Source organism: Tabrizicola sp. BL-A-41-H6, from assembly GCF_050632395.1.
Lineage (GTDB): Bacteria > Pseudomonadota > Alphaproteobacteria > Rhodobacterales > Rhodobacteraceae > JAUYQR01.
In genome coordinates, this window is sequence record NZ_CP192600.1 from 2780447 (window position 1) to 2803114 (window position 22668).

The 22668-nt window shown below is 64.6% G+C and carries 19 protein-coding genes; 7 read left to right on the forward strand and 12 right to left on the reverse strand.

Annotated features, from left to right (window positions below; genetic code table 11):
* Positions 1-23: 23 nt before the first annotated feature.
* The 12 genes from lpxB to pyrH form a co-directional block, all read right to left on the reverse strand.
* Complete coding sequence (gene lpxB, locus ACROUL_RS13600; RefSeq protein ID WP_431300002.1) at positions 24-1157, reverse strand: lipid-A-disaccharide synthase; 1134 nt, start codon at positions 1155-1157, stop codon at positions 24-26.
* A complete protein-coding gene (locus tag ACROUL_RS13605) occupies positions 1154-1960 on the reverse strand; it encodes an LpxI family protein (protein ID WP_431300003.1) in 807 nt (268 codons plus the stop codon). The genes lpxB and ACROUL_RS13605 overlap by 4 nt, the downstream gene beginning before the upstream one ends.
* Entirely contained in the window at positions 1957-2763 is an 807-nt protein-coding gene (lpxA, locus tag ACROUL_RS13610) for an acyl-ACP--UDP-N-acetylglucosamine O-acyltransferase (RefSeq protein WP_431300004.1), read from the reverse strand. The genes ACROUL_RS13605 and lpxA overlap by 4 nt, the downstream gene beginning before the upstream one ends.
* Positions 2760-3221, reverse strand: coding sequence for a 3-hydroxyacyl-ACP dehydratase FabZ (fabZ, locus tag ACROUL_RS13615; protein ID WP_431300005.1), 462 nt, complete (start codon positions 3219-3221; stop codon positions 2760-2762). The genes lpxA and fabZ overlap by 4 nt, the downstream gene beginning before the upstream one ends.
* A 91-nt stretch (positions 3222-3312) precedes the next feature.
* Complete coding sequence (locus tag ACROUL_RS13620; RefSeq protein ID WP_431300006.1) at positions 3313-3942, reverse strand: OmpH family outer membrane protein; 630 nt, start codon at positions 3940-3942, stop codon at positions 3313-3315.
* Positions 3942-6278 (reverse strand): outer membrane protein assembly factor BamA, encoded by a 2337-nt coding sequence (gene bamA / locus ACROUL_RS13625; RefSeq protein WP_431300007.1) that lies wholly within the window; start codon positions 6276-6278, stop codon positions 3942-3944. Before bamA ends, ACROUL_RS13620 begins: the two co-directional genes overlap by 1 nt.
* A gap of 140 nt (positions 6279-6418) precedes the next feature.
* A complete protein-coding gene (gene rseP, locus ACROUL_RS13630; protein WP_431300008.1) occupies positions 6419-7744 on the reverse strand; it encodes an RIP metalloprotease RseP in 1326 nt (441 codons plus the stop codon).
* A 3-nt stretch (positions 7745-7747) separates the two neighbouring features.
* Positions 7748-8932, reverse strand: a complete 1185-nt coding sequence (dxr, locus tag ACROUL_RS13635) for a 1-deoxy-D-xylulose-5-phosphate reductoisomerase (protein WP_431300009.1) — start codon at positions 8930-8932, stop codon at positions 7748-7750.
* Positions 8932-9837 carry a phosphatidate cytidylyltransferase gene (locus ACROUL_RS13640; protein WP_431300010.1) on the reverse strand — a complete coding sequence of 302 codons (906 nt, stop codon included), beginning with the start codon at positions 9835-9837 and terminating at the stop codon, positions 8932-8934. The genes dxr and ACROUL_RS13640 overlap by 1 nt, the downstream gene beginning before the upstream one ends.
* Positions 9834-10568, reverse strand: a complete 735-nt coding sequence (gene uppS, locus ACROUL_RS13645) for a polyprenyl diphosphate synthase (protein WP_431300011.1) — start codon at positions 10566-10568, stop codon at positions 9834-9836. Before uppS ends, ACROUL_RS13640 begins: the two co-directional genes overlap by 4 nt.
* A 72-nt stretch (positions 10569-10640) precedes the next feature.
* Positions 10641-11207: a ribosome recycling factor gene (frr, locus tag ACROUL_RS13650; protein ID WP_431300012.1), complete on the reverse strand. Its 567-nt coding sequence runs from the start codon at positions 11205-11207 to the stop codon at positions 10641-10643.
* Positions 11208-11319: 112 nt separating this feature from the next.
* The gene (gene pyrH, locus ACROUL_RS13655) at positions 11320-12054 is read right to left on the reverse strand and encodes a UMP kinase (RefSeq protein WP_431300013.1); all 735 of its coding nucleotides are present in this window, start codon (positions 12052-12054) and stop codon (positions 11320-11322) included.
* A gap of 150 nt (positions 12055-12204) precedes the next feature.
* Between pyrH and miaA the strand changes: the two genes are divergently transcribed.
* The 7 genes from miaA (at position 12205) to ACROUL_RS13690 (ending at position 22664) form a co-directional block, all read left to right on the forward strand.
* Positions 12205-13071, forward strand: a complete 867-nt coding sequence (gene miaA / locus ACROUL_RS13660; RefSeq protein WP_431300014.1) for a tRNA (adenosine(37)-N6)-dimethylallyltransferase MiaA — start codon at positions 12205-12207, stop codon at positions 13069-13071.
* Between the two features lie 250 nt (positions 13072-13321).
* Positions 13322-14035, forward strand: a complete 714-nt coding sequence (locus ACROUL_RS13665) for an AraC family transcriptional regulator (protein ID WP_431300015.1) — start codon at positions 13322-13324, stop codon at positions 14033-14035.
* Positions 14036-14290: 255 nt separating this feature from the next.
* Positions 14291-15925 (forward strand): ABC transporter substrate-binding protein, encoded by a 1635-nt coding sequence (locus ACROUL_RS13670; RefSeq protein ID WP_431300016.1) that lies wholly within the window; start codon positions 14291-14293, stop codon positions 15923-15925.
* 111 nt (positions 15926-16036) lie between these two features.
* Positions 16037-17122 (forward strand): ABC transporter permease, encoded by a 1086-nt coding sequence (locus ACROUL_RS13675; RefSeq protein WP_431300017.1) that lies wholly within the window; start codon positions 16037-16039, stop codon positions 17120-17122.
* A gap of 9 nt (positions 17123-17131) precedes the next feature.
* Positions 17132-18298 (forward strand): ABC transporter permease, encoded by a 1167-nt coding sequence (locus ACROUL_RS13680; RefSeq protein WP_431300018.1) that lies wholly within the window; start codon positions 17132-17134, stop codon positions 18296-18298.
* A gap of 95 nt (positions 18299-18393) precedes the next feature.
* Positions 18394-20490, forward strand: a complete 2097-nt coding sequence (locus tag ACROUL_RS13685; protein ID WP_431300019.1) for a dipeptide ABC transporter ATP-binding protein — start codon at positions 18394-18396, stop codon at positions 20488-20490.
* A gap of 239 nt (positions 20491-20729) precedes the next feature.
* Positions 20730-22664: a potassium transporter Kup gene (locus tag ACROUL_RS13690; RefSeq protein WP_431300020.1), complete on the forward strand. Its 1935-nt coding sequence runs from the start codon at positions 20730-20732 to the stop codon at positions 22662-22664.
* The last annotated feature ends 4 nt before the right edge of the window (positions 22665-22668 follow it).

Consider the following 22668-nt stretch of genomic DNA (forward strand, 5'->3'; position numbering starts at 1 on the left):
TCGTTCCAGCCTTTGCGCGCTGGTCAGGCGCCACCCTCTGGCGCGACGACCTTCAGCACCGAACGGGCCGCCCTGAGGCCGGGCGGCTCGCCGCCCTTGCCAAGGCGCTCCATCGTCAAGCGCATGGCGTCGGTCTGCGCCGAGCCGTCCTTGATCAGCGCCAGCAGCGCCGGAGCAATCAGGTCGGCGCGGCACCGATCCCCAAGAAATTCCGGCACCACGCGGCTTTCCGAGACGAGGTTGACGAGGGTCACGGTGTCGATCAACGCGGCGCGACGCATCAGCCAATAGGTGATGGGGTTCATGTCATAGGCGATGACCATCGGGCAGTCATTGGCGGCGAGTTCCAGCGACACGGTGCCGGAGGCGGCAAGGGCAACATCGGCGGCGGCGAAGGCCGCGCGTTTCAGGGCGGGGTCTTCGATGATCTGCGGGGCGACGGGCCAGCCTTGCGACAGGTCGCGCACCAAGGGCGCGACGTGGCGAACGGTGGGAAGGGCAACGCGGAGGTTGGGATGCACCGCCTTGATCGCGGCGAGGGTTTCGCCGATCACCGGGGCGAGGCGGGTGACTTCGGCCTTGCGCGAGCCTGGCAGCGCAAGAAGGAGCGGGCCGTCGCCCTGCATCAGAGCGGTTTGCTCAGCCGTGGCGAGGGGTTCGGCCACGACCGGATGGCCGACGAAATCGCAGGTCATTCCGGCGGCAGTCATGTAGGGCGGCTCGAACGGCAAAAGGGCAAGGACGTGGTCGATGACCTTTGCCATCTTGGCCGCGCGCCCGGGTCGCCAGGCCCAGACCGAGGGGGCGACATAGTGGATGGTGGGCAGATCAGGCCGCGCGGCCTTGACGATGGCGGCGACGCGCAGGCAGAAATCCGGGCTGTCGATAGTGACCATCGCGGCGGGGTTCGCGGCAAGGGCGGCTGCGGCCGATTGCGCGATGCGGCGTTTCAGGGCGAAATACTTGGGCAAGACCTCGGCGATGCCCATGATGGACAATTCTTCCATCGGGAAGAGGCTGGTCAGCCCTTCGGCCTGCATCAGCGGGCCGCCGATGCCTTCGAAGCGGACGCCGGGGTGCAGGGTCTTCAAGCCCTGCATCAGCGCGGCACCAAGGCGGTCACCCGAAGGTTCGCCCGCGATCAGAAAGAATTTCACGGCCGCGACCAGAGGAAAAGCCCAAGCTTGGCGGCAAGGGCGGTCATCGCAGGGGGATCAAGGCAGATGACATGACCCGCCTGCCACGCGATACCGGCAAGCCCGGCCTCGGCGGCAAGGTGCAGCGTGCCGGGGCCAAGGGTGGGCAGGTCGATGCGCAGGTCCTGCCCCGGTTTGGCGGCCTTGTAGAACACGCCTCTGCCTTGGGCGGGATCAGGGCGGAGCGTGGCGGGAAGGCTTGCGACAGAGCGCAGCATGGCGTCTGTGCCCGGAAGCGCCTCGACAGCGAGGCAGAGGCCCTGCTGGACAACCGCCCCCTGCCCCACGTCGACCGCGCCCAAGGCAGCGACGATGGTGGCCGCGCGGGTGACATCGGCGGTGTCGGTCGGGGTGGCCTGACCTTGCAGGAAGCCTGCGGCGGGCAGAAGGTCTGGCGCAAGGTCGCCGACGCCTGCGATGGCAAAACCAGCGTCTTCGAAGATCGCCAGCACGGCGCGCAGCGCGCCATCGTCGCCGCCCCGCATTGCGACGATCAGGGGGGGCAAAAGCTCGGCTGTGAAGGGGTCGATCAGGGCCGGATCAAGTCGGGGGCGGTGGATCGCACCGGCAAAGGCAACGCGGGTAATGCCGCGATCTTGCAGATCGCGCAGGAAGGGGCCGAGGCGTTCGATGCGAAAGCGCAGATCGACGTCGACGCCGTCAGGGGTGAAGGCGTCGAAGGCGGCGATCAGCGGGCGGTCGGGCATCGCCTGCGTCAGGGCGCGTGGCAGAGAGCCGGTGCCGACGATCAGCGCGGTGGTCACTTGGCCCCCTTGGGCGTCAGGAAACTGCGGTCCGAGGCCGACAGGATGAAATCGGTCATCTCGCGGACATGGGGGCTGTCGGTTTCGTCGGCAAGGCGGCGGGCGCGGTCAAGGAAAGTGCCCTCGCCTTGCGCAAGCATCTGGTAGGCGGCGCGCAGGGCGGTGATGTTGCCACGGTCGACGCCCCGGCGTTTCAGGCCGACGAGGTTCAGCCCGTCAAGTTCGCCGCGCGGGGCTTGTACGAGGCCGTAGGGGATGACGTCGTTGGTGACCATAGTGACGGCGCCGATGATGGCGCCTTGCCCGATGCGCACCCATTGGTGCACGCCCGACAGGCCGCCAACGATGACATCGTCGCCAAGGACACAGTGGCCGGCGATGGCGACGTTGTTCACCAGGATCACGCGGTTGCCGATCTGGGCATCGTGGCCGACATGCGCGCCGGTCATGATGAGGACATCGTCGCCCACCCGCGTCACGCCACCACCGCCTTCGGTGCCGGTATTGAGCGTGGCGCCCTCGCGGATCCGGCAGCGGGCGCCGATGGTCAGGCGGGTGCGTTCGCCGGCGTATTTCAGGTCTTGCGGCACCTCGCCCACGGTGGCGAAGGGGAAGATGACGCTGTCTTCGCCGACATCGGTCCAGCCGGTAAGGACGGCATGGGATTTCACCGTGACGCGGGGGCCGAGGGTCACCTCGGGGCCGATCAGCGCGAAGGGGCCGATCTGGCAGCCTTCGGCGACATGCGCGCCGGGTTCGACGACCGCCGAGGGGTGGATCGTGGCACTGGGATGGATGGTCATGCCTTTGGCACGTCGAACATGGCCATGAACGTCGCCTCGCAGGCCAGTTCACCCTCGACCTTGGCGTGGCCTTCGAATTTCCACACCTTGCCGCCGCCGCGCAGGGCGCGCACGTGCAGCTCCAGCACGTCACCCGGCACCACCTTGCGGCGGAATTTCACACCGTCGACGCCCATGAAGAACACCTTGGCGTTCTTGTCGACGAGGTCCATCGACAGGCCGACGAGGATGCCGGAGGTCTGCGCCATCGCCTCGATGATCATCACGCCGGGAAAGATCGGCATGCCGGGAAAGTGGCCCTGAAACTGCGGTTCGTTCAACGTCACGCATTTGATGCCGACGCAGCTTTCGTTCAAAACGATGTCGCGCACCTTGTCGATCAAGAGGAACGGGTAGCGGTGCGGGATGATCCGCTGGATCAGATCCAGATCGGCGGTTGTGGCGGCGCTTGCGTCCATGATGGTTTCCTTCGTTTCCCCGGCGGCTGGCGCGCCTTCACACCTGAACCTTGTAGCTAGCAAGTCGCGGTGCAGGTGACAAGTTGGGCCGTCACGGTGCTGGCGGCGGATCGGCGGGGGCCGGATCGGGGGGGCCCGGATCGGGGGAGGCTGGATCGGGGGGGGGCATGTCGCTGCCGTCGCCCAGAACAGCGTTGACGCGCTGGATCGCAAGGTCGGTCACGTCAATGGCCGAAAGCGAGAGGATGATTGCGCCCTTGTCGATGATCGCGACGGCGGACTGGTCGGCCAGAAGTTCCCCCAGCACCGGCACGGCGGATTGCAGGAACCGCTGGCGGTCGGCATCGCGCACCCTTGTGATGTCACGCGATTTCGCATCCTGTCCGGTGCGAATGCGGTTCACCTTGGTGTCAAACTCCTTTGCGAGGACGGCAAATTCATCAGTCGGCATGGTTGGCCGCTTGACCGTGAGGGCGCGTTCCTCGGCCTCCAACTGCTGCTCGATCTTCAGGTTTTCGGCGGCAAGCGCGGACATCGCGGCCTCTTCGCGGGCGATGGCCGCCTTGCCGAAGGCGGATTCGGCGAAGAAGCGGTCCTGATCAAGCGTCAGGATCGCAGATTCAACCTGAGCGTCCTGCGCCGCCACGCAAAACGGCGCAAGACTTAACGACAAGGCCAGAACTGCGGCGCGCAAGCCAAGACTGCTGGCTGCGCGGCCCATCAGAAGTTGGTCGAAATCGTCAAATCGAAGGTCTGTTCTTCGTCAAGCTCTTCCTTCTTCACCGCGTGGGTGAAGTTGAAACGCAGCGGGCCGATAGGTGTTGTCCAGAACACCGAAAAGCCGACTGTGGCGCGAGGCTTGAAGCTGTCATCGACCGTACCGGCGAGGCCAGCGGTGTCATCCAGGCTCCAGACCGATCCGACATCAAGGAAGGCACCGCCGGTGATGCCATACTCTTCGGGCAGGCCCAGCGGGAAATCCGCTTCGAAGCGGGCGACCGCGAAAGCGTTACCGCCAAGTGCGTCATTGTCGCTGCCGTCTCGCGGACCGATGCCGTTCGATTCGAAACCGCGGATCTTGCCGTTTCCGAAGTAGCGTTCCGTCACGCGCGAGCCTTCGTCGCCGAGCGAGGAAATCAGCCCGCCCTCGAAGATGCTGCGGATTGTCACCTCTTCGCTCAAGACCTTGGTTTCGGCAAGCGCAAGGGCCGAGGTCTGGATATACTTGGTGTCGCCGCCAAGACCGGCAAAATCCTGACCAAAGCGCAAGAGGATGCCACCCTTGGGGTTCAGGCCGGTGATGCGGGTGTCGTATTCGTAGGTATAGCCAAGCGAGCCGGTCATAAGCTCGCCCCGGTCGATCTCTCGCTCGATGATCGGCGAGTCGCCTGTGTAATCGGAAATCCGGTCTTTCGAAACCCGCAGGCGCAGATCAAGCTGCGACTGATCGCCAACCGGGAACCCGATGCCGGTGGTCAGGCCGATGTTGCGCGTGTCATAAAGCGAGTTGTCGCTGTTGGACGTGCGGTAATAGCCGCCGACCGAGAAGCTGAGATCGCGGCCAAGCAGAGCCGGTTCGGTAAAGCTGAAGGCGGAGTTCTGGTTGTCGGTGCCGGAAGCCAGCGAAAGCGACAGTCTTTGCCCGCGCCCGAGGAAGTTGGTTTCGGAAAACCCGATGTTGAAGCCGGGACCGTCGGCAACCGAATACGACAGGCCGAAGCTGAGCGAGCCGGTGGGCTGTTCCTCGACATCGACGTTGACCACGACCTGATCGGCGGCGCTGCCCGGTTCGGTGTTGACCTGCGCATCGGAAAAGAAGCCAAGCGCGCGGATGCGTTCGGCGGACTGGCGGATTTCACGCGGGTTGAAAGGGTCGCCTTCGACGGTGCGGAACTGGCGGCGGATCACCTGGTCAAGCGTGGTGGCGTTGCCTTCAATGTCGATCCGTTCGACGAAAACCCGCTCGCCCCGGACGATGGCGAACTGGACGTCGAGCATCTGGCCGCGTTCGTTGCGGGTGATGCGCGGTTCGATGCGGATGAAGTTGAGCCCCTTGCGGAGCGCGAGGTTTTCCATCCGGGTGATGTTGGTTTCGATCACCGCGGGCGTGTAGGTCTGGCCGGAGCGGATCTTTTGCACGGCTTCGAATTCGGCGGCATCGACGCCTTCGACTTCGGACACCGTGGAGGTGGCGCCGATCTTGAAGGGCAGGCCTTCGCGGACGGTGAATGTGACAAAGGTGGCGTCACGTTCGCGCGAAACTTCGGCGGTGGCGTCGAGGATCTGGAAATCGACATAGCCGCGCGACAGGTAGAAATCGGTCAGCAACTGCTTGTCGAGATCCAGACGCTCGGCGATGAAGGTGTCGCGCTGGATGATGGTGCGCAGAAAGCCGGCCTGCTTGGTTTCCAGGACCTGCCGCAGGCGGCGGTCGGAAAAGGCGCGGTTGCCGGAGAAGGACAGCCGCTCCACCTCGACCACCCGGCCTTCGGTGACTTCGAACACCAGGTCGACGCGGTTTTCGGAGCGGCGGATGATCTTGGGTGTGACGGTGGCGGCGATGCGACCCGAGACGCGGTAGGTTTCGGCGATAGCGGCGGCGTCAGCCTCGGCAAGGCTGGGGGAATAGACCCGGCGCGACTGGGATTTCACGAGGCCGGACAGGACCTCGTCCTTGAGGCGCTTGTTGCCCTCGAAGTTGATCACGTTGACGATCGGGTATTCCTGAACGCGGATCAGGAGGGTCGAGCCTTGCGGCACCAGTTCGACGGTTTCAAAGAGGCCGGAGTTGGCGATGCGCTGGTAGGCGTCGTTCAGGGCGGCGGCGGAAACCTCGTCGCCACGCTTGATTCCTGCGTAGTTGACGATGGTGGCGGTGTCGACGCGGGCATTGCCCTCGACCACCACGTTCGAAAAGCTGAAGGACTGCGCGAAGGCGGGCTGGAGGAACGGTGCGGAAACCGTTGCGCTGCCGAGGAAAACCGCCGTTGCCAGCAGCCGCACCCTGTTTCCGGCCCGGATCGACCGCCCGCTGGCCGTGCCAAAGGTGTTCTGCATGATCGGTCCCCGTACTTCCATAACGCTACCGATTGACTAGCGGGAAAGCGCAGCCTTGTCAAAAGCCTGCGGTCGATGTGGATAACTTTCCCACATGTTGTGGTCGGCGGCGGAAATCCGCCGGTTGCGGCGCTGGGTGGTCAGACGCAGAAGATGTCGTTGGTGAGGGCAAAGACCATCAAAGACAGGATGATCGCAAGACCGATCGACATCATCACGCGCAGCGCCCGTTCCGAGGGTGGGCGGCGGGTGACGGCCTCGTAGGCGTGGAACACCAGGTGGCCGCCGTCCAGCACCGGAATCGGGAAGAGGTTCAGGATGCCGACGCCAAGCGACAGCACCGCGACCATGCCGATGAAGCTTTCCAGCCCGTTGCGTGCCGCGTCGCCCATCGTTTCGGCCATGCCGATCGGGCCGGAGAGGTTGCAGGTGCTGATCTGACCGCTGATCAGGTGGGCAAGGCCGGAAAAGGTGGTGGTGACCATGCGCCACATCTCGGTAGCGGTGAGGGTCACGAGTTCGCCCGCGCCCACGGAACGGCTGGCGGGTTCGAACACAAGGCCGCTGGCAAGGCCGATCTGGTATTTCTCGACCAGCGCGCCACCTTCGCCTTCGGTGGCGCGGATGCGCGGGGTGAGGGTCAGATCGAAGGTCTTGCCGTCGCGCCAGACAGTCAGCGGCACGGGTTCGCCTTTGGAGGCGTTCACGATTTCCGGAAGTTGCGCAAATACGGTCACATCCTGACCGGCGGCCTTGAGGATCACGTCGCCTTCCTTGAGCCCTGCGTCCATCGCGGCCGAGCGGATCAGGACCATCGACACCAGAGGCGGATAGGGATGCGGGCCTTTGAGGGTGATCTCTTCGGTGCCGCGCCGGACGGTGTAGTCGATCACCGGGTCGGGCGGCAGGGCGGCGCCCGCCTCGCGGAAGGCATCAAGGTCGGGGGTCGGGATCCCGTTCATTGCGACGATCACGTCGCCTTCCTTGATCGTCTCGCCGACGAAGGGGGTGGGCATCAACTTTCCCACGGTCGGTTCCTGCTGCGGCAGGCCGGTCCACAGAAGGAGGCCTGCGAGCACCACATAGGTCAGGATGAAGTTGAAGATCGGCCCGGCAGCGACGGTTGAGGCCCGTGCCCACAAGGGCGCGCCGGCCATCGTGTGGCGGCGTTCGCTGGGTGTCAGGCCGGACACATCGGCTGGCCGCACCGAAGAGGCATCGGCGTCGCCCAGAAACTTGACGTAGCCGCCGAACGGCAGGGCCGCCAGTTGCCAGCGGGTGCCTCGCGTGTCGACCCTGCTCCAGATCACCGGGCCGAAACCGAGGGAGAACACCTCGGCATGGATGCCGGACCAGCGGCCGACGATGTAGTGGCCGTATTCGTGGACGAAGATGATGATGGAGAGGGCTACGATGAAAAAGAACACCGTCCAGACGGTACCGCCGACACTTGCAAAGATATCCATGAACTAGCGGTTCCTTCCGATGCGTCGCGCGGTTTCGTCAGCGAGTATCCTTGCCAGATGGTCCGTCTGGACGACATCCTCAAGGGTGGGCAGTGCGTTTCCAAGCCGAAGCCGGCCGGAAAGGTCGGCAAGCGTGTCTTCGACAACGCCTGCCATGTCCATGAAGCCGATTCCGCCCGCAAGGAAATGGTCGAGCGCGATTTCCTTGGCAGCGTTGAACGCGGCACCGGAGAGGCCGCGCACGGCCATGACTTCGCGGCAAAGGCGCAGCGCGGGGTAGCGGGCAAGGTCGGGGGCGCGGAAGGTCAGCGTGGCGACCTGTGCGAGGTCAAGCCGCGCCACGGGCAGTTCGGCGCGCACCGGCCAATTCAGTGCATACCCGATGGAGTGGCGCATGTCGGGCGCGCCCATGTGGGCCATGATCGCGCCGTCACGGAAGCCGACCATCGAATGGATCAGCGATTCGGGGTGCAGGATCACCTCGATCTGGTCAGGTTCGACGCCGAAGAATTCGCGCGTTTCGATGACTTCGAGTGCCTTGTTGAACATCGACGCGGAATCGATGGTGATACGCTGGCCCATCGCCCAGTTCGGATGCGCCAGCGCCTCTTTCACGGTGGCATTGGCAAGGGCTGTCATCGGCCAGTCGCGCAAGGCACCACCCGAGGCGGTCAGGATGATGCGTTCGACCGAGGCGATGTCTTCGGCGTTAAGCGCCTGAAAGATGGCGGAGTGTTCGCTGTCGACAGGCAGGATGCGCGCGCCGTGGTCGGCGGCGGTGGCCATGAGGAGGGGGCCCGCGGTGACGAGGCTTTCCTTGTTGGCAAGCGCAAGCGTGCTGCCGTGGCGCAGGGCGCGAAGGCCGGGCACAAGGCCCGCTGCGCCGACGATCGCGCTCATCACCCAATTGGCGGGGCGGTCGGCGGCATCGGCGATGGCCCCTGCCCCGGCGGCGGCCTCGACTGTGCTGCCGGCAAGGGCGGCGCGCAGAGCGGGAAGGTCGGCCTCATCGGCGCAGACGGCGATTTCGGCGCGCAGCGCGCGGGCCATTTCGGCAAGGCGGGCGATGTTGCGACCGGCCGTCAGGGCGACGGTGCGATAGGCCTGCGGCCCGCCTGCCCGCATCAAAAGGTCGAAGGTCTGTTCGCCGATGGAGCCGGTGGCCCCGAAAACCGAAATGCTGCGCATCAGGGAACCAGTTCCGGCAAGGGCAGCGGGCCGGCGAGGCCAAGCACCATGACGGCGACGATGGCCCCGATCAGCGCGTCGAACCGGTCAAGCACGCCGCCGTGGCCGGGGATCAGGGTGGAGGCGTCTTTCACGCCGCAGCGCCGCTTGATCCAGCTTTCCCAGATGTCGCCCATCTGCCCGGCAAAACCGATGGCGACCGACAGGGGCACGAGCGCAAGCGTGCCGTAGCCCGCCGCCCAGAAGCCGATGCCGACAAGCCCCGCCCCGACCCAGCCCGCGACCGTGCCGGACCAGGTTTTCTTCGGGCTGACCGAGGGCCAGAATTTCGGGCCGCCCACGATGCGCCCGACGAAGTAGCCCAGCACGTCGGAGGCGACGACGATCAGCACCAGCCAGATGATAACGGGCGTGCCCGAGGTCATCCGCAGGTCGATGAGGCCGTAGCCCGCGACCATGATGGCAACGGAAAACAGGCTGGAAAGCCGTCGGTCACGCCGATCGGTCAGCGCGATGGCAAGCGCGGGGACGAGGAGGAAGGCGGTGGTGAACCGGTCGGGGAAGATCAGGGTGATGCCAAGGCTGATCGCGGCAAGGGCGGCAAGGCCGATGGGGGTGTTTTCGCGGGCGGGGGCGGTCATCTTGGCCAGTTCCCACATCATCGCGGCGGTCAGAAGGATGACGAGGACGGCGAAGGATGGCCCGCCCAGCCAGATCTCGGCCCCGCCGACCGCGACGAGGACGATTGCCGAGAGGGCGCGCTTGCGCAGGTCGGCCCAGCGCCCGACGGGGCGGCCGGGGGGGATGGAGGTGACGGCAGGATCGGCGGCCGCAGCCTCGGCGGCAGCTTCGGCGGCGACATCGGCGTCCGGTAATGGCGCGTCGGGGTCGCCGGCTGATGTCATGCGATGACGGCGCCGAACCGGCGTTCGCGGTTGGAATAGCGGTTGATCATCGCGCCAAGTTCGTCGGGCGTGAAATCGGGCCAGAGCGTCTCGGTGAATTCGTATTCGGCATAGGCCGCCTGCCACGGCAGGAAATTCGATGTGCGCGTCTCGCCGCTGGTGCGCACGACAAGGTCGGGGTCGGGCAGCCCGCCGGTGTCAAGCCGCGCGGCAAGGGCGGCTTCCGTCAGGTCGGAGGGGCGGAGGAGGCCGTTGGCCACCTCTTCGGCGATCTTGCGGGTGGCGCGGACAATCTCGTCGCGACCGCCGTAGTTGATCGCGACGGTCAGGTTCAGCCGGTCGTTGCCGGCGGTGCGCGCCTCGATCCCGGCCATCAGGCGCTGCAGCTTGGGGTCGAGCCGGCTGCGTTCACCGATGAAGCGCATCCGCACGCCTTCACCGGCAAGGCGGTCGGCCTCGCGTTCGATATAGCGCGCGAAGATCGCCATGAGGCCGAGGACCTCTTCGGTGGAGCGTTTCCAGTTCTCGGTGGAGAAGGCGTAGAGGGTCAGCCAGCGGATGCCGAGGCCGGGTGCCGCGCGCACGATCTGGCGCACGCGTTCGGCCCCCTTGCGGTGCCCGACAAGACGCGGCAGGCCGCGGTTCGTGGCCCAGCGACCGTTGCCGTCCATGATGATGGCGACGTGGTCCGCCGGGCGAAAAATGGTCTCAGCGCGCAGGTCTTTGGACAAAGGACCCTCCCCAACAGAATTGAGGCTTGGGTCTAGCGACGAATTGGGCCCAGATTGTGGACATTTTCCGGCTCAAACCTGCATTATTTCCTGTTGTTTCGATTCCAGCGCCCGGTCCACGGCGGCGATGGCCTTGTCGGTCAGTTCCTGCACTTCTTCGGACCACATCTTCTGGTCGTCCTCGCCCATGCCGGCGGCCTTGGCCTTCTTGATCTGGTCCATCCCGTCGCGGCGGATGTTGCGGATCGCGACCTTGGCATTTTCGGCGTAGCCTGCGGCCACCTTGGTCAACTGTTTGCGCCGCTCTTCGTTCAGTTCCGGGATCGGCAGGCGAATCAGCGGGCCGTCGGTGACAGGGTTGATACCGATGCCCGACTCGCGGATCGCCTTTTCGACCTTGGAGATCATGCCCTTGTCCCAGACGTTGATCACCACCATCCGGGGTTCGGGCACGTTGACGGTGCCAAGCTGGTTGATGGGCGTCATCTGGCCGTAGGCATCGACCATGATCGGATCGACGATCGAGGCCGAGGCGCGGCCGGTGCGCAGGCTGGCGAATTCGTGCTTGAGAGCATTCATCGCGCCGTCCATCCGGCGCTGCAGGGCATCGGTGTCGATGTCGAGTTCGTCGTTCGACATGGGGTCGCTTCCTTCACAACTGCTCGCCCCCGGGCTGCGCCGGGGAGTGGTGGTTTTGCGCTCTATAGCAGCAAGCGGCTGGGGCGGTATAGGGTCTAGACGGGGCGGCGCGTCAGCCGTGCACGCGGGTGTAGGTGCCGCGTCCGGCGAGGATACCGCGGAAACCGCCGGGCTCATCAAGCGAGAATACGATGATCGGCAAGTCGTTGTCGCGGGCAAGCGCGATGGCAGATGCGTCCATCACCCCTAGGTGCTTTTGCAGAACTTCGTCATAGCTGACATGTTCGTAGCGCTTGGCATCGGCGTGTTTCTTGGGGTCCTTGTCATAGACGCCGTCGACCTTGGTGCCCTTGAAGATCGCCTGACAGGCCATTTCAGAGGCGCGCAGCGTGGCGGCGGTATCGGTGGTGAAGTAAGGGTTGCCGGTTCCGGCTGCGAAGATGCAGACGCGCTTTTTCTCCAGATGCCGGACGGCGCGGCGGCGGATGTAGGGTTCGCAGACCTGATCCATCGGGATCGCGCTGATCACGCGGGTGAAGACGCCGATCTGTTCCAGCGCGGACTGCATGGCCAGCGCGTTCATCACGGTGGCGAGCATGCCCATGTAATCGGCGGTGGTGCGTTCCATCCCTTGGGCGGAGCCTGCGAGACCGCGGAAGATGTTGCCGCCGCCGATCACCATGCAGATCTCGACCCCGAGGTCGCGGACCGATTTGATTTCCTGCGCGATGCGGGCGACTGTGGGCGGATGCAGGCCGTAGCCCTGATCACCCATCAGCGCTTCGCCCGATATCTTGAGCATGACGCGAGTGTAGGTGACCCCCGGTTCAGCGGCTGGTTTGGACATGGGATCCCCCGTATATCGTTTTGGATTTGGCGTTGGCCGCAAAATGTCGCAAAACGCCGGAAGGTTCAACCGGTGACTGGTGGCGAAGCGGGGGCCAGCCCCCGCATCCGCGGAGTATTTGACGAAAAGAGCAAGGATGGGTCGGAAGTGATGCGCTTGGCCGATATTTCGCGCGAGGCCCCGGTGCTGATTGCCGGACCGACCGCATCGGGCAAGTCGGCGCTGGCGATGGAGATCGCGGCGCGTGACGGGCGGTTGATCGTCAATGCCGATGCCTTGCAGGTCTACCGCGAGTGGCGGGTGCTGAGCGCGCGGCCAAGCGCGGCTGACGAGGCCGCCCTGCCCCATGCGCTTTTTGGCCATGTCGGGGGAGCGGACGACTATTCTGTCGGGCACTGGCTGCGCGAGGTCGCGCCTTTGCTGGCGCGCCCGGTGGTGATCGTCGGCGGCACCGGGTTGATGTTTCGGGCGCTGACCGAAGGACTGGCCGAGGTGCCGGCGGTTCCGGCCGACGTTCGCGCGGCGGGCGACAGTTTGCGGGCAGCGGAGGGCATCGAGGCACTGGTGGCAGGGCTGGACCCCGCGACCGCCGCCGCGATCGACCTGCGCAACGGGGCGCGGGTGCAGCGGGCGTGGGAGGTGTTGCGGGCCACGGGCCGGGGGTTGCTGGACTGGCAGAGGGCGACACCGCCGCCCTTGCTGCCCTTGGCCGCGGCAGAGGCGATCGTGCTGGATGCCGAGGTGGGCTGGCTGAACGCGCGCATCGACCGGCGCTTCGGGCAGATGCTGTCGGAAGGGGCGCTGGACGAGGTGCGCGCCGCCCTGCCCGCCTGGGCGCCGGGGCGGCCCTATGCCCGCGCCATCGGAGCACACGAGTTGGTTGCCCATCTTGAGGGGCGGACCGACCTTGATACGGCGGTGGCCGAGGCGACGCTGGCAAGCCGGCAATACGCCAAACGCCAGCGGACCTGGTTCAGGGCGCGGATGTCGGGATGGCGGCATCTGGCGGTGCCGTAAGGCCGGTGGTGGGAGCGATCGGGCTTGTCCACAGATTTATGCACAGGTTTCGGTGGGCGAGGTGTGAGGGACGCGCTTCAACCATTGGTTTCGGCTTGGAATTCGTCGGGTGGGGCGGCTAGACTGCGGGCAGATTTCGACAGCCTGTGACGGACGTCCGATTCCCATGCCCCTGCCCGCACCGACCTCTTCGCTCAGACTGGTCGCGATTCCGCGCTTGTCTGCGGCTGGGCGCTGGCGAGTGGAGGCGATGCGCTCGATTTCGGAGCCGTGCCTGTTGTGGTTCACCAAGGGTCAGGGGCGCATCACGATTTCGGGCGTGACGCGGGGCTATACGGCGCACAACGCGATCTTCATTCCGGCGGGCGTTATGCATGGCTTCGAGGCCGGGCCGCAGGTGTTTGGCACGGCGGTGTTCTTTGGCCGTGATTGTGACGTGACGCTGCCGACGGTGCCGTTGCACCTGCGGGTGCGCGAGGTTCATGCCCAGCAAGAGGCGAACATCCTGCTGGACGCGATCCAGCGCGAGATGGACAGCGACGTGCCGGCGCATGACCGGGCGACACGGCATTACCTCGGGCTGCTGGGGGTGTGGCTGGAACGGCAGGCCAAGAAGACCGACGCCGACGCGCCGCGCACCGATGCGACGCGGCGGCTGGTGGCGCGCTATACCGCCCTTCTGGAGCGCAACTTCCGGTCTGGCATGGGGGTGGCGGAGTTCGCCGCCGCGCTGGGCGTGACGCCGACGCATCTGACGCGCTGCTGCAACATCGCCTGCGGGCGGTCGGCGCTCGCGCTTTTGCAGGACCGGCGCATCTTCGAGGCGCGTAAACTGCTGGCCGAGACGCGGATGCCGGTCGGGCGCATCGCGGAAAACCTCGGGTTCAACTCGCCGGCGTATTTCACCCGGGCGTTCCAGCATCTGACCGGCAAGTCGCCGTCGGCGTTCCGGCGGGCCTCCTGAGCGGGCCGTTCGGGTGGCGCGGACGCGGCCGGTGCAACCGCTTGCACGAAACCGACACCGACGCGTCGCCTTTCGACAACTGGTGTCGCAAATGAACGCAAGTGTGGCGAAAGCAAGCGTTGACGTACGGTCGAAAAAGATGCGCAATGTGAACCGTGGGTGCGCAAGACGTGGCCCGGGTGTGCTGTGTGAAATGCCCGGTGTCCGGCTTGCGCCATAATCAAGAAACGAAAAAGACCTGTCAGGGAGATGACAATGACGAAAGAGATGACCGCAGCCGGTTTGCACCCGGCAGCAACCATGTATGCCGAGGAACTGAAGGCCGGGAAACTGAGCCGCCGCGAGTTCCTGAGCCGCACGACCGCGCTTGGCGTTTCTGCCGTTGCAGCCTACGGGCTGATGGGCATGGACGCCCCGGCAAAGGCGCAGGACGTAAAGGTCGGCGGCGTCATCCGCTGCGCGATGGAAGTCAAGGGCACCAAGGATCCGCGTCTGGCTGACTGGCCGCAGATTTCCAACGTCTACCGTGGCTGGCTGGAATACCTGATCCAGTACAACGCCGACGGCACTTTCGAAGGCCGTCTGCTGGAAAGCTGGGAAGCCAACGCCGATGCAACCCAGTACACGCTGAAAGTGCGTCAGGGCGTGACCTGGAACAACGGCGAGCCCTTCACCGCCGATGACGTGGTGCGCAACTTCGCCCGCTGGACCGACGGCAACGTCGAAGGCAACGCAATGGCCAGCCGTTTCCCCGGCCTGGTCGACGAAGCAACCAAGACGCTGCGCGAAGGCGCGGTCGTGAAGGTCGATGACGCGACGATCCAGCTGAACCTGTCGGCTTCGGACGTGGCCGTGGTTCCAAACCTGGCCGACTATCCGGCCGCCGTGGTGCATTCGAGCTTTGTTGACGGCGAAGACCCGTCGACGAAACCGATCGGCACCGGCCCCTATGTGCCGCAGGAAGTCTCGGTCGGTCAGAAAGCCGTTCTGGTGCGCGCGCCGAACCACACCTGGTGGGGTGGCACCGCGCCGCTGGACGAAATCCACTACATCGACTTCGGCACCGACCCGTCGACGATGGTGTCGCTGGCAGGTTCGGACGAAATCGACTGCAACTACGAGACCGTGGGCGATTTCATCGAACAGCTTGATGCGCTGGGCTGGAAGAAACTGGAAGTCGTCACCGCAGCAACCATCGTGGTGCGGATGAACTCGGCGTCGAGCGAGCTTTACAAGGACAAGGCCGTGCGTCAGGCGATCCAGCTGGCGGTCGACCCGAAGGTCGTGCTGGAACTGGGTTACAGCAACCTTGGCACCACAGCGGAAAACCACCACGCCTGCCCGGTTCACCCCGAGTATGCCAAACTTCCCCCGCAGGTGATCGACCCGTCCAAGTTGAAGCCGGCGCTGGAAGCAGCGGGAATGGCCGACACCGAGCTGGAAGTGATCTCGCTTGACGACGGTTGGGAGGCGGCCACCACGGCAGCTGTCGTGGCGCAGCTGAAGGACGCCGGTGCAAACGTGAAGCACACGGTCATGCCGGGATCGACCTTCTGGAACGACTGGCAGAAGTATCCCTTCTCCTCCACCACCTGGAACCACCGTCCGCTGGCGGTTCAGAACATGTCGCTGGCTTACACCTCGACCGGTTCGTGGAACGAGACCGGGATGGCCAACGCCGACTTCGACGCCGCCATGACCAAGGCGCTGTCGTTGGCCGATGCCGATGCGCGCCGCGAGCAGATGGTGACGCTGGAGACGATCCTTCAGGACGAAGGCTACATCATCCAGCCTTACTGGCGCTCGCTCTTTGCGCACGTGAAGGAAGGCTTCGTCGTGGAGCGCCATCCTTCGAACGAGCATCAGCACTACAAGTGGCATCTCGCCTGATCGCTGGCTGATACTTACAGGGCGCGCCGATGGCGCGCCCAACTTTCCTCTCCATGATCTGTCCCGTTGCCGTCCCGGCGGCGTGGAGCCCCTTGGCGCAGAGGTGTAGCCATGCTCATGTTCATTGCCCGACGCCTAGGTCTCATGATCCTGACGGCGCTAGCCTTGACGTTCATCGTTTTCTTCCTGACCAATCTTCGCCCCAACCTTGAAAAGCTGGCGCGAACCGAAGGATCGGTGCGGATGTCGGAGGAGGCGGTCGACGAGTGGATCGTTCAGAACGGCCACGGTGGCTCCGTGTTCGTGCGCTACGGCGAATGGATGGGGCTGATGCCCGGTTGGGTCCTTACCGACGAGAAGGGAACGGTGCGCGGCCGCTGCATAAACGCGACCAACACGCCCGAGACCGCTCCGCATTATTGTGGCGTCTTGCAGGGCGACTGGGGGTTCTCGACCTTCTTCAAGAAACCGGTACTGGATTCGCTGGGCGAAAAGCTGGCGGCGACCGGATGGCTGATGCTGGCGGTGATGCTGGTGATGGTGCCCGCCTCGCTGTTGATCGGCGTGCTGTCGGGAATGCGCGAAGGTTCACGCACCGATCGGGCGCTGTCGACCTTTTCCATCGCTTCGACGGCAACGCCGGAATATGTGTCGGGCGTCATTCTGGTGGCGCTGCTGGCCTCGCCGGTGGTGGGCCTGTCGCCGCTTCTGGCAAACTGGGGCTGGATCGAGGGCAAGACGCTGTTCCTTGGCACCGCGACCTCGGCGATCGACGATATCACCTTCTGGAACTTCACCCTGCCGGTGATGACGATCGCGCTTTACGGCATCGGCTATATCGCCCGGATGACCCGCGCCTCGATGACCGAGGTGATGACGGCGCAATACATCCGCACCGCGCGGCTGAAAGGCGTATCCTTCGGCGCCGTGGTGGTGAAACACGCCCTGCGCAACGCGCTGATCGCGCCGTTCACCGTCATCATGCTGCAGTTCCCGTGGCTCTTGAACGGTGTCGTCATCGTGGAAACGCTGTTCAATTACAAGGGCTTCGGCTGGACGCTGGTGCAGGCGGCGGGCAACAACGACATCAACCTCCTCTTGGGCTGTTCGGTTGTTGCGGTGTTCGTGGTGCTGGTCACCCAGCTGATCTCCGACGTCGGCTACGTCTTCCTGAACCCCCGCATCCGTTTGTCCTGAGGAACCATCATGGAAGACCTACTCTCCTGGGGACAGATCTTTGGCCGGATGGCCTCGCAGTTCCTGCCGGTCTGGGTGGCGCTGGTCGTCACCTACGCCCTGTCGATCACGTTCAAGCGAAAGCTCGGGCTTTACGGCAAGCTTTTCGACAGCGTGGTCGGGATGATCGGCTTCGGTATCGTGATGTTCTGGGTGTTCACGGCGCTTCTGGCCAACATGGTGATCACGCATGACCCGTTGGCGCAGTTGTCGGGCCTGAAGAACGCGGTGCCGGGATCGCTGGTGCCGAACCCGGGCGAAGGGATCTATCCCTACTACCTTCTTGGCGGCGACCATCTGGCGCGCGACGTGTTCAGCCGGATGGTGATGGGCGCGCGGTCGGTGCTGTCGATCGCCCCTGCGGCGACCGCCTTTGCCTTCATGGTGGGCGTGACGCTAGGCCTGCCAGCGGGGTACTTCGGCGGCAAGTTCGACACCGTGCTGTCGTTCATCGCGAACCTCGTGCTGGCCTTCCCGGTGATCTTGCTGTTCTACCTCTTGGTCACGCCGGAAATCCGGGTGACGGGCATTCCGGTCTATCTGGCGGCGGTGCTGTTCATCTTTCCGATCCTGTTCTTCTCGATCCTATTCAACGCGCGCTATTTCACCAACCCGCCGCGGCGAAATCTTTACGTCGGCGCGGTGCTGGTGATCGGGCTCTGGGCCTATTCCGGGCTTGCCTTCAACATGGACCCGCTGGGCGTCTGGTCGATGGAACCGAACCTTCTGAACGTCTTCGTGTCGGTGGTGTTCGTGAACTCGCCCACCGTGTTCCGCATCGTGCGCGGCATCGTGATGGACCTGAAGGCGCGTGACTATGTGGCGGCGGGCCAGACCCGCGGCGAAGGCCCGTGGTACATCATGCTGTGGGAGATCCTGCCCAACGCCCGCGGGCCCCTGATCGTGGACTTTTGCCTGCGTATCGGCTACACCACTATCCTTCTCGGCACGCTGGGCTTCTTCGGCCTCGGCGTGTCGCCCGACAGCCCGGACTGGGGCTCGACCATCGACGACGGGCGCAAGTTGCTGAACCTTGTGCCGCACCCCGCCGTGGTCCCTGCCCTCGCGTTGATGAGCCTTGTGCTTGGCTTGAACCTTCTGGCTGACGGTCTGCGCGAAGAAAGCCTGAAAGACTGATGGCTTTCATCTGTCCATAAATATCCCGGGGGTCCGGGGGCTGGCCCCCGGTCCCGCAATCGAACTCCCGCACTTGAACCAAATGCGAGGCTGCCATGACCAAATCCGCAGACACCGCCTGGGACCCGTCGAAACCGATCCTCGAGATCGACCATCTGTCGATCTCGTTCTTCACGCGGCTTCGCGAAATTCCCGCCGTCATGGATTTTTCCTGCAAGGTCATGGCCGGCGAGGCGATGGGTCTTGTGGGCGAAAGCGGGTGCGGCAAGTCGACCGTGGCCCTGGCGGTGATGCGCGACCTTGGCAAGAACGGCAAGATCGTCGGCGGCACGATCAAGTTCAAGGGCCGTGACCTGACCCACATGTCGGAAGAAGAGCTGCGCAATATCCGCGGTTCGGAAATCGCGATGATCTACCAGGAACCGATGGCGTCGCTGAACCCGGCGATGAAGATCGGCGCGCAACTGGCCGAAGTGCCGATGATCCATCAGGGCATGTCCAAGGACGATGCCTGGAAGCTGGCCCGCCAGATTGTGGCCGACGTGCGCCTGCCCGACCCCGACCGCATCATCAACGCCTATCCGCACCAGCTGTCGGGCGGCCAGCAGCAGCGCATCGTGATCGCGATGGCGCTGATGTCTAAGCCGGCGCTGCTGATCCTCGACGAGCCGACCACCGCGCTTGACGTGACGGTGGAGGCGGGGATCGTCGATCTGGTCAAGGATCTGGGCAAGAAATACGGCACCTCTATGCTGTTCATCAGCCACAACCTTGGCCTCGTGATGGATGTCTGCAACCGCATCTGCGTGATGTATTCGGGCGAGGCGGTGGAAACGGGTGCCGTCACCGAAGTGTTCGAGGAGATGCGCCACCCATATACCCAGGCGCTGTTCCGGTCGATTCCGCTGCCAGGTGCCGACAAGAACGCGCGCCCCCTGATTTCCATTCCCGGCAACTTCCCCCTGCCCCACGAACGGCCCAAGGGCTGCAACTTCGGGCCGCGCTGCGACTATTTTCAAAGCGGGCGCTGCGATGCCGGCGAGGTGCCGATGGATCCGGTGCCGAACAGCGACCGGCACGAGACGCGCTGCGTGAAATGGCAGGAAATCGACTGGAATGCCCCTCCCGCCAAGCGCGCGGTCAAACTGAAAGCGCCAATCGGCAAGGTCGTCCTCAAGATGGAGGACCTGAAGAAGTATTATTCCGTCTCATCGGGTGCGTTTGGCGGCGGGATGAAGAAGGTCGTCAAGGCCAACGAAACCCTCAGCTTCGAAGCGCGCGAGGGCGAGACGCTTGCCATCGTGGGCGAGTCTGGCTGCGGCAAGTCGACCTTCGCCAAGGTGTTGATGGGGCTGGAGACGGCGACCTCGGGTTCGATCCTGCTGTTTGATGAAAACGTGCAATCGACGCCGATCCAGCAGCGCAACACCGATACTGTCAGTTCGGTGCAGATGGTGTTCCAGAACCCGTTCGACACGCTGAACCCGTCGATGACGGTGGGCAGGCAAATCATCCGGGCGCTGGAGATCTTCAAATACGGGTCCAGCGACGAAGATCGCAACCGCCGGATGCTGGAACTCCTTGATCTGGTGAAGCTGCCGCGCGCCTTTGCCGACCGGATGCCGCGGCAACTGTCAGGCGGGCAAAAGCAGCGCGTCGGGATTGCGCGGGCCTTTGCGGGCGGCGCCAAGGTGGTGGTTGCGGACGAGCCGGTGTCGGCGCTGGATGTCAGCGTGCAGGCCGCCGTGACCGACCTTCTGATGGACATCCAGCGTGAAAACCGCACCACGCTTCTGTTCATCAGCCACGACCTGTCGATCGTGCGCTACTTGAGCGACCGGGTGATGGTGATGTATCTGGGCCATGTGGTCGAGATGGGCACAACCGATCAGGTCTTCAACCCGCCCTACCACCCTTATACCGAGGCGCTCTTGTCAGCGGTGCCGATTGCCGACACCAAGGTGATCCGCAAGCGCATCGTGCTGGAAGGGGACATTCCTTCGGCGATGAACCCGCCGCCCGGTTGCCCGTTCCAGACGCGCTGCCGCTGGAAATCACAAGTGCCGGGCGGGCTGTGCGACAGGGAAATGCCGCCGGTGCAGATTCTGGAAGGCGGGCATAACATCAAGTGCCACCTGTCGACGGAAATCCTGCAGAAGATGGAGCCGGTCATCAAGATGGCGGCGGAGTAACCTCCGCCAAGCGAGGCGCGGCGTTTCTGCATGGCTGGTATGCAAAGGCGATGATGCCTCGAGCCGGTCAATGAGAGTATGAGATAACTCCGCCGCAGGAGTGCGGTACTTTATGGAGCATCGGCACGCCCCTGCCAGGGCCGGTCCGGAAGGCCAGCGAACCGCCACACGGTTTCAGCGCCACCATCATCATGACATCAACAGATCCGCTCAACCCGCCCCGCCGGGACACGTCGCAGTTGGCCCTTTTCGACGAGGACGAACTGGACATCGCCGATTACCTGCGTGACGAGGCCGAAGAGACCGTTGTCCTGCCGCAAAAGCAAAGCTTCAGCGCCTTGATGATCGGGGCCGTTGGCGTGGTTTACGGCGACATCGGCACCAGCCCGCTTTACGCGTTTCGCGAGGCGCTTGCGCCCGTGGCGGACGCAGGCGAGGTGGACCCCGCCGATGTTCTGGGCCTGTTGTCGATGCTGATCTGGACGCTGATCGTGATCGTGACGGTGAAGTACGTGCTGTTCCTGTTGCGCGTCGACAACCGTGGCGAAGGCGGTGTGCTGGCGCTTTACACCATGGTCCGGCTGGCCATTGGCCGCCGGTCGGTGCCGATCCTGTCGCTTGCGATCATCGGGGCGGCACTGTTCTTTGGCGACGCGGTGATCACTCCGGCGATCTCTGTGCTGTCGGCTGTCGAGGGGATGGAACTGGTGATGCCGGGGCTTGAAAGCCTGGTGGTGCCGATCACCGTAGGGATCCTGTTTGCGCTGTTCATGGTGCAGCGCAAGGGCACGGCGGCAATTGCGGGCGCGTTCGGGCCGGTGACCGCGCTGTGGTTTCTGACGCTGGCCGGGCTGGGCCTGTGGCACATCGTGGGCAACCCGGCCGTCCTGTCGGCGTTCAATCCGGCCTGGGCGTCTGCGTTTCTGGTGGGCAACTCCGCGATTGCCTTTGCCGTGCTGGGTGCGGTGTTTCTGGCGGTGACCGGGGCCGAGGCGTTGTATGCCGATCTTGGGCATTTCGGGCGGCGGCCGATCATGGTGGCGTGGCTGGTGCTGGTGTTTCCGGCGCTGGTGCTGAACTACCTGGGACAGGGCGCGCTGGTGCTGACAAACCCCGAAGCCGCGGAAAACCCGCTGTTTTCGATGGTGCCTCCTGCCGCCCTGCCGTTCTTTTTGGTGCTGGCGACGGCTGCCACGGTGATTGCGGCGCAGGCGGTGATTTCGGGCGCGTTCTCGATGGGGCGGGCGGCGATCCAGTTGGGTCTGTTGCCGCGGCTGACCATCCGCCACACCTCGGCCGACCAGAGCGGGCAGATCTATATCGGCACCATCAACTGGATGCTGTTGTTCGGGGTTCTGTGGCTGGTGCTTGCGTTCCCGTCGTCTGCCGCGCTGGCCTCGGCCTATGGGATCGCGGTCACCGGAACCATGCTGGTGACGACCGTGCTGGCGTTTTTGTATCTGCGGATCGCAGGGATCGTGGCCCTGCCGGTGGCGCTGGTGCTGACGGCGCCAATCTTTGCGCTGGAATCGGTGTTCCTTGCGTCGAACCTGACCAAGCTGTGGGACGGGGGCTATGTGCCGCTGGCGATCGGGCTGGTCTTGGGCGTGACGATGTGGGCGTGGTGGCGCGGAACGCAGCTGGTGCTGGGCAAATCGCACAAGCAGCTGGTGTCGCTGACAGGTTTCGTGCGGGCGATGGACCGCAGTTCGGTGCATGTCGTGCCGGGCACCGCCTTCTTCCTCAGCCCCGACCCAGACGTCGCGCCGTCGGCGTTGCTGCATAACCTCAAACACAACCGTGTCCTGCACGAGCGCAATGTGATCCTGACCATCGAGACGCTGCGCATACCGCTTGCTGATCCGCAGGAGCGGGCGAGTTATGAAGTGATCGGAGAGCGGTTCGCGCGGCTGACGCTGCGGTTCGGCTTCATGGAAACGCCGAACGTTTCGCGCGCGATGAACCACGCGCGCAAGGCCGGGCTGCGGTTCGACGTGATGACCTCAAGCTTCTTTCTGGGGCGCCGCCGCCCGGTGATCACCGGGCCCATCGGGGTGAAACGGGCGCTGGACCGAATCTATGCGCTGTTGACCCGCTTTGCCGCCGACCCTTCGGATTTCTACCACCTGCCGCGGGACCGGGTGGTCGAACTGGGCGAACGGGTCTCGGTCTGACAGG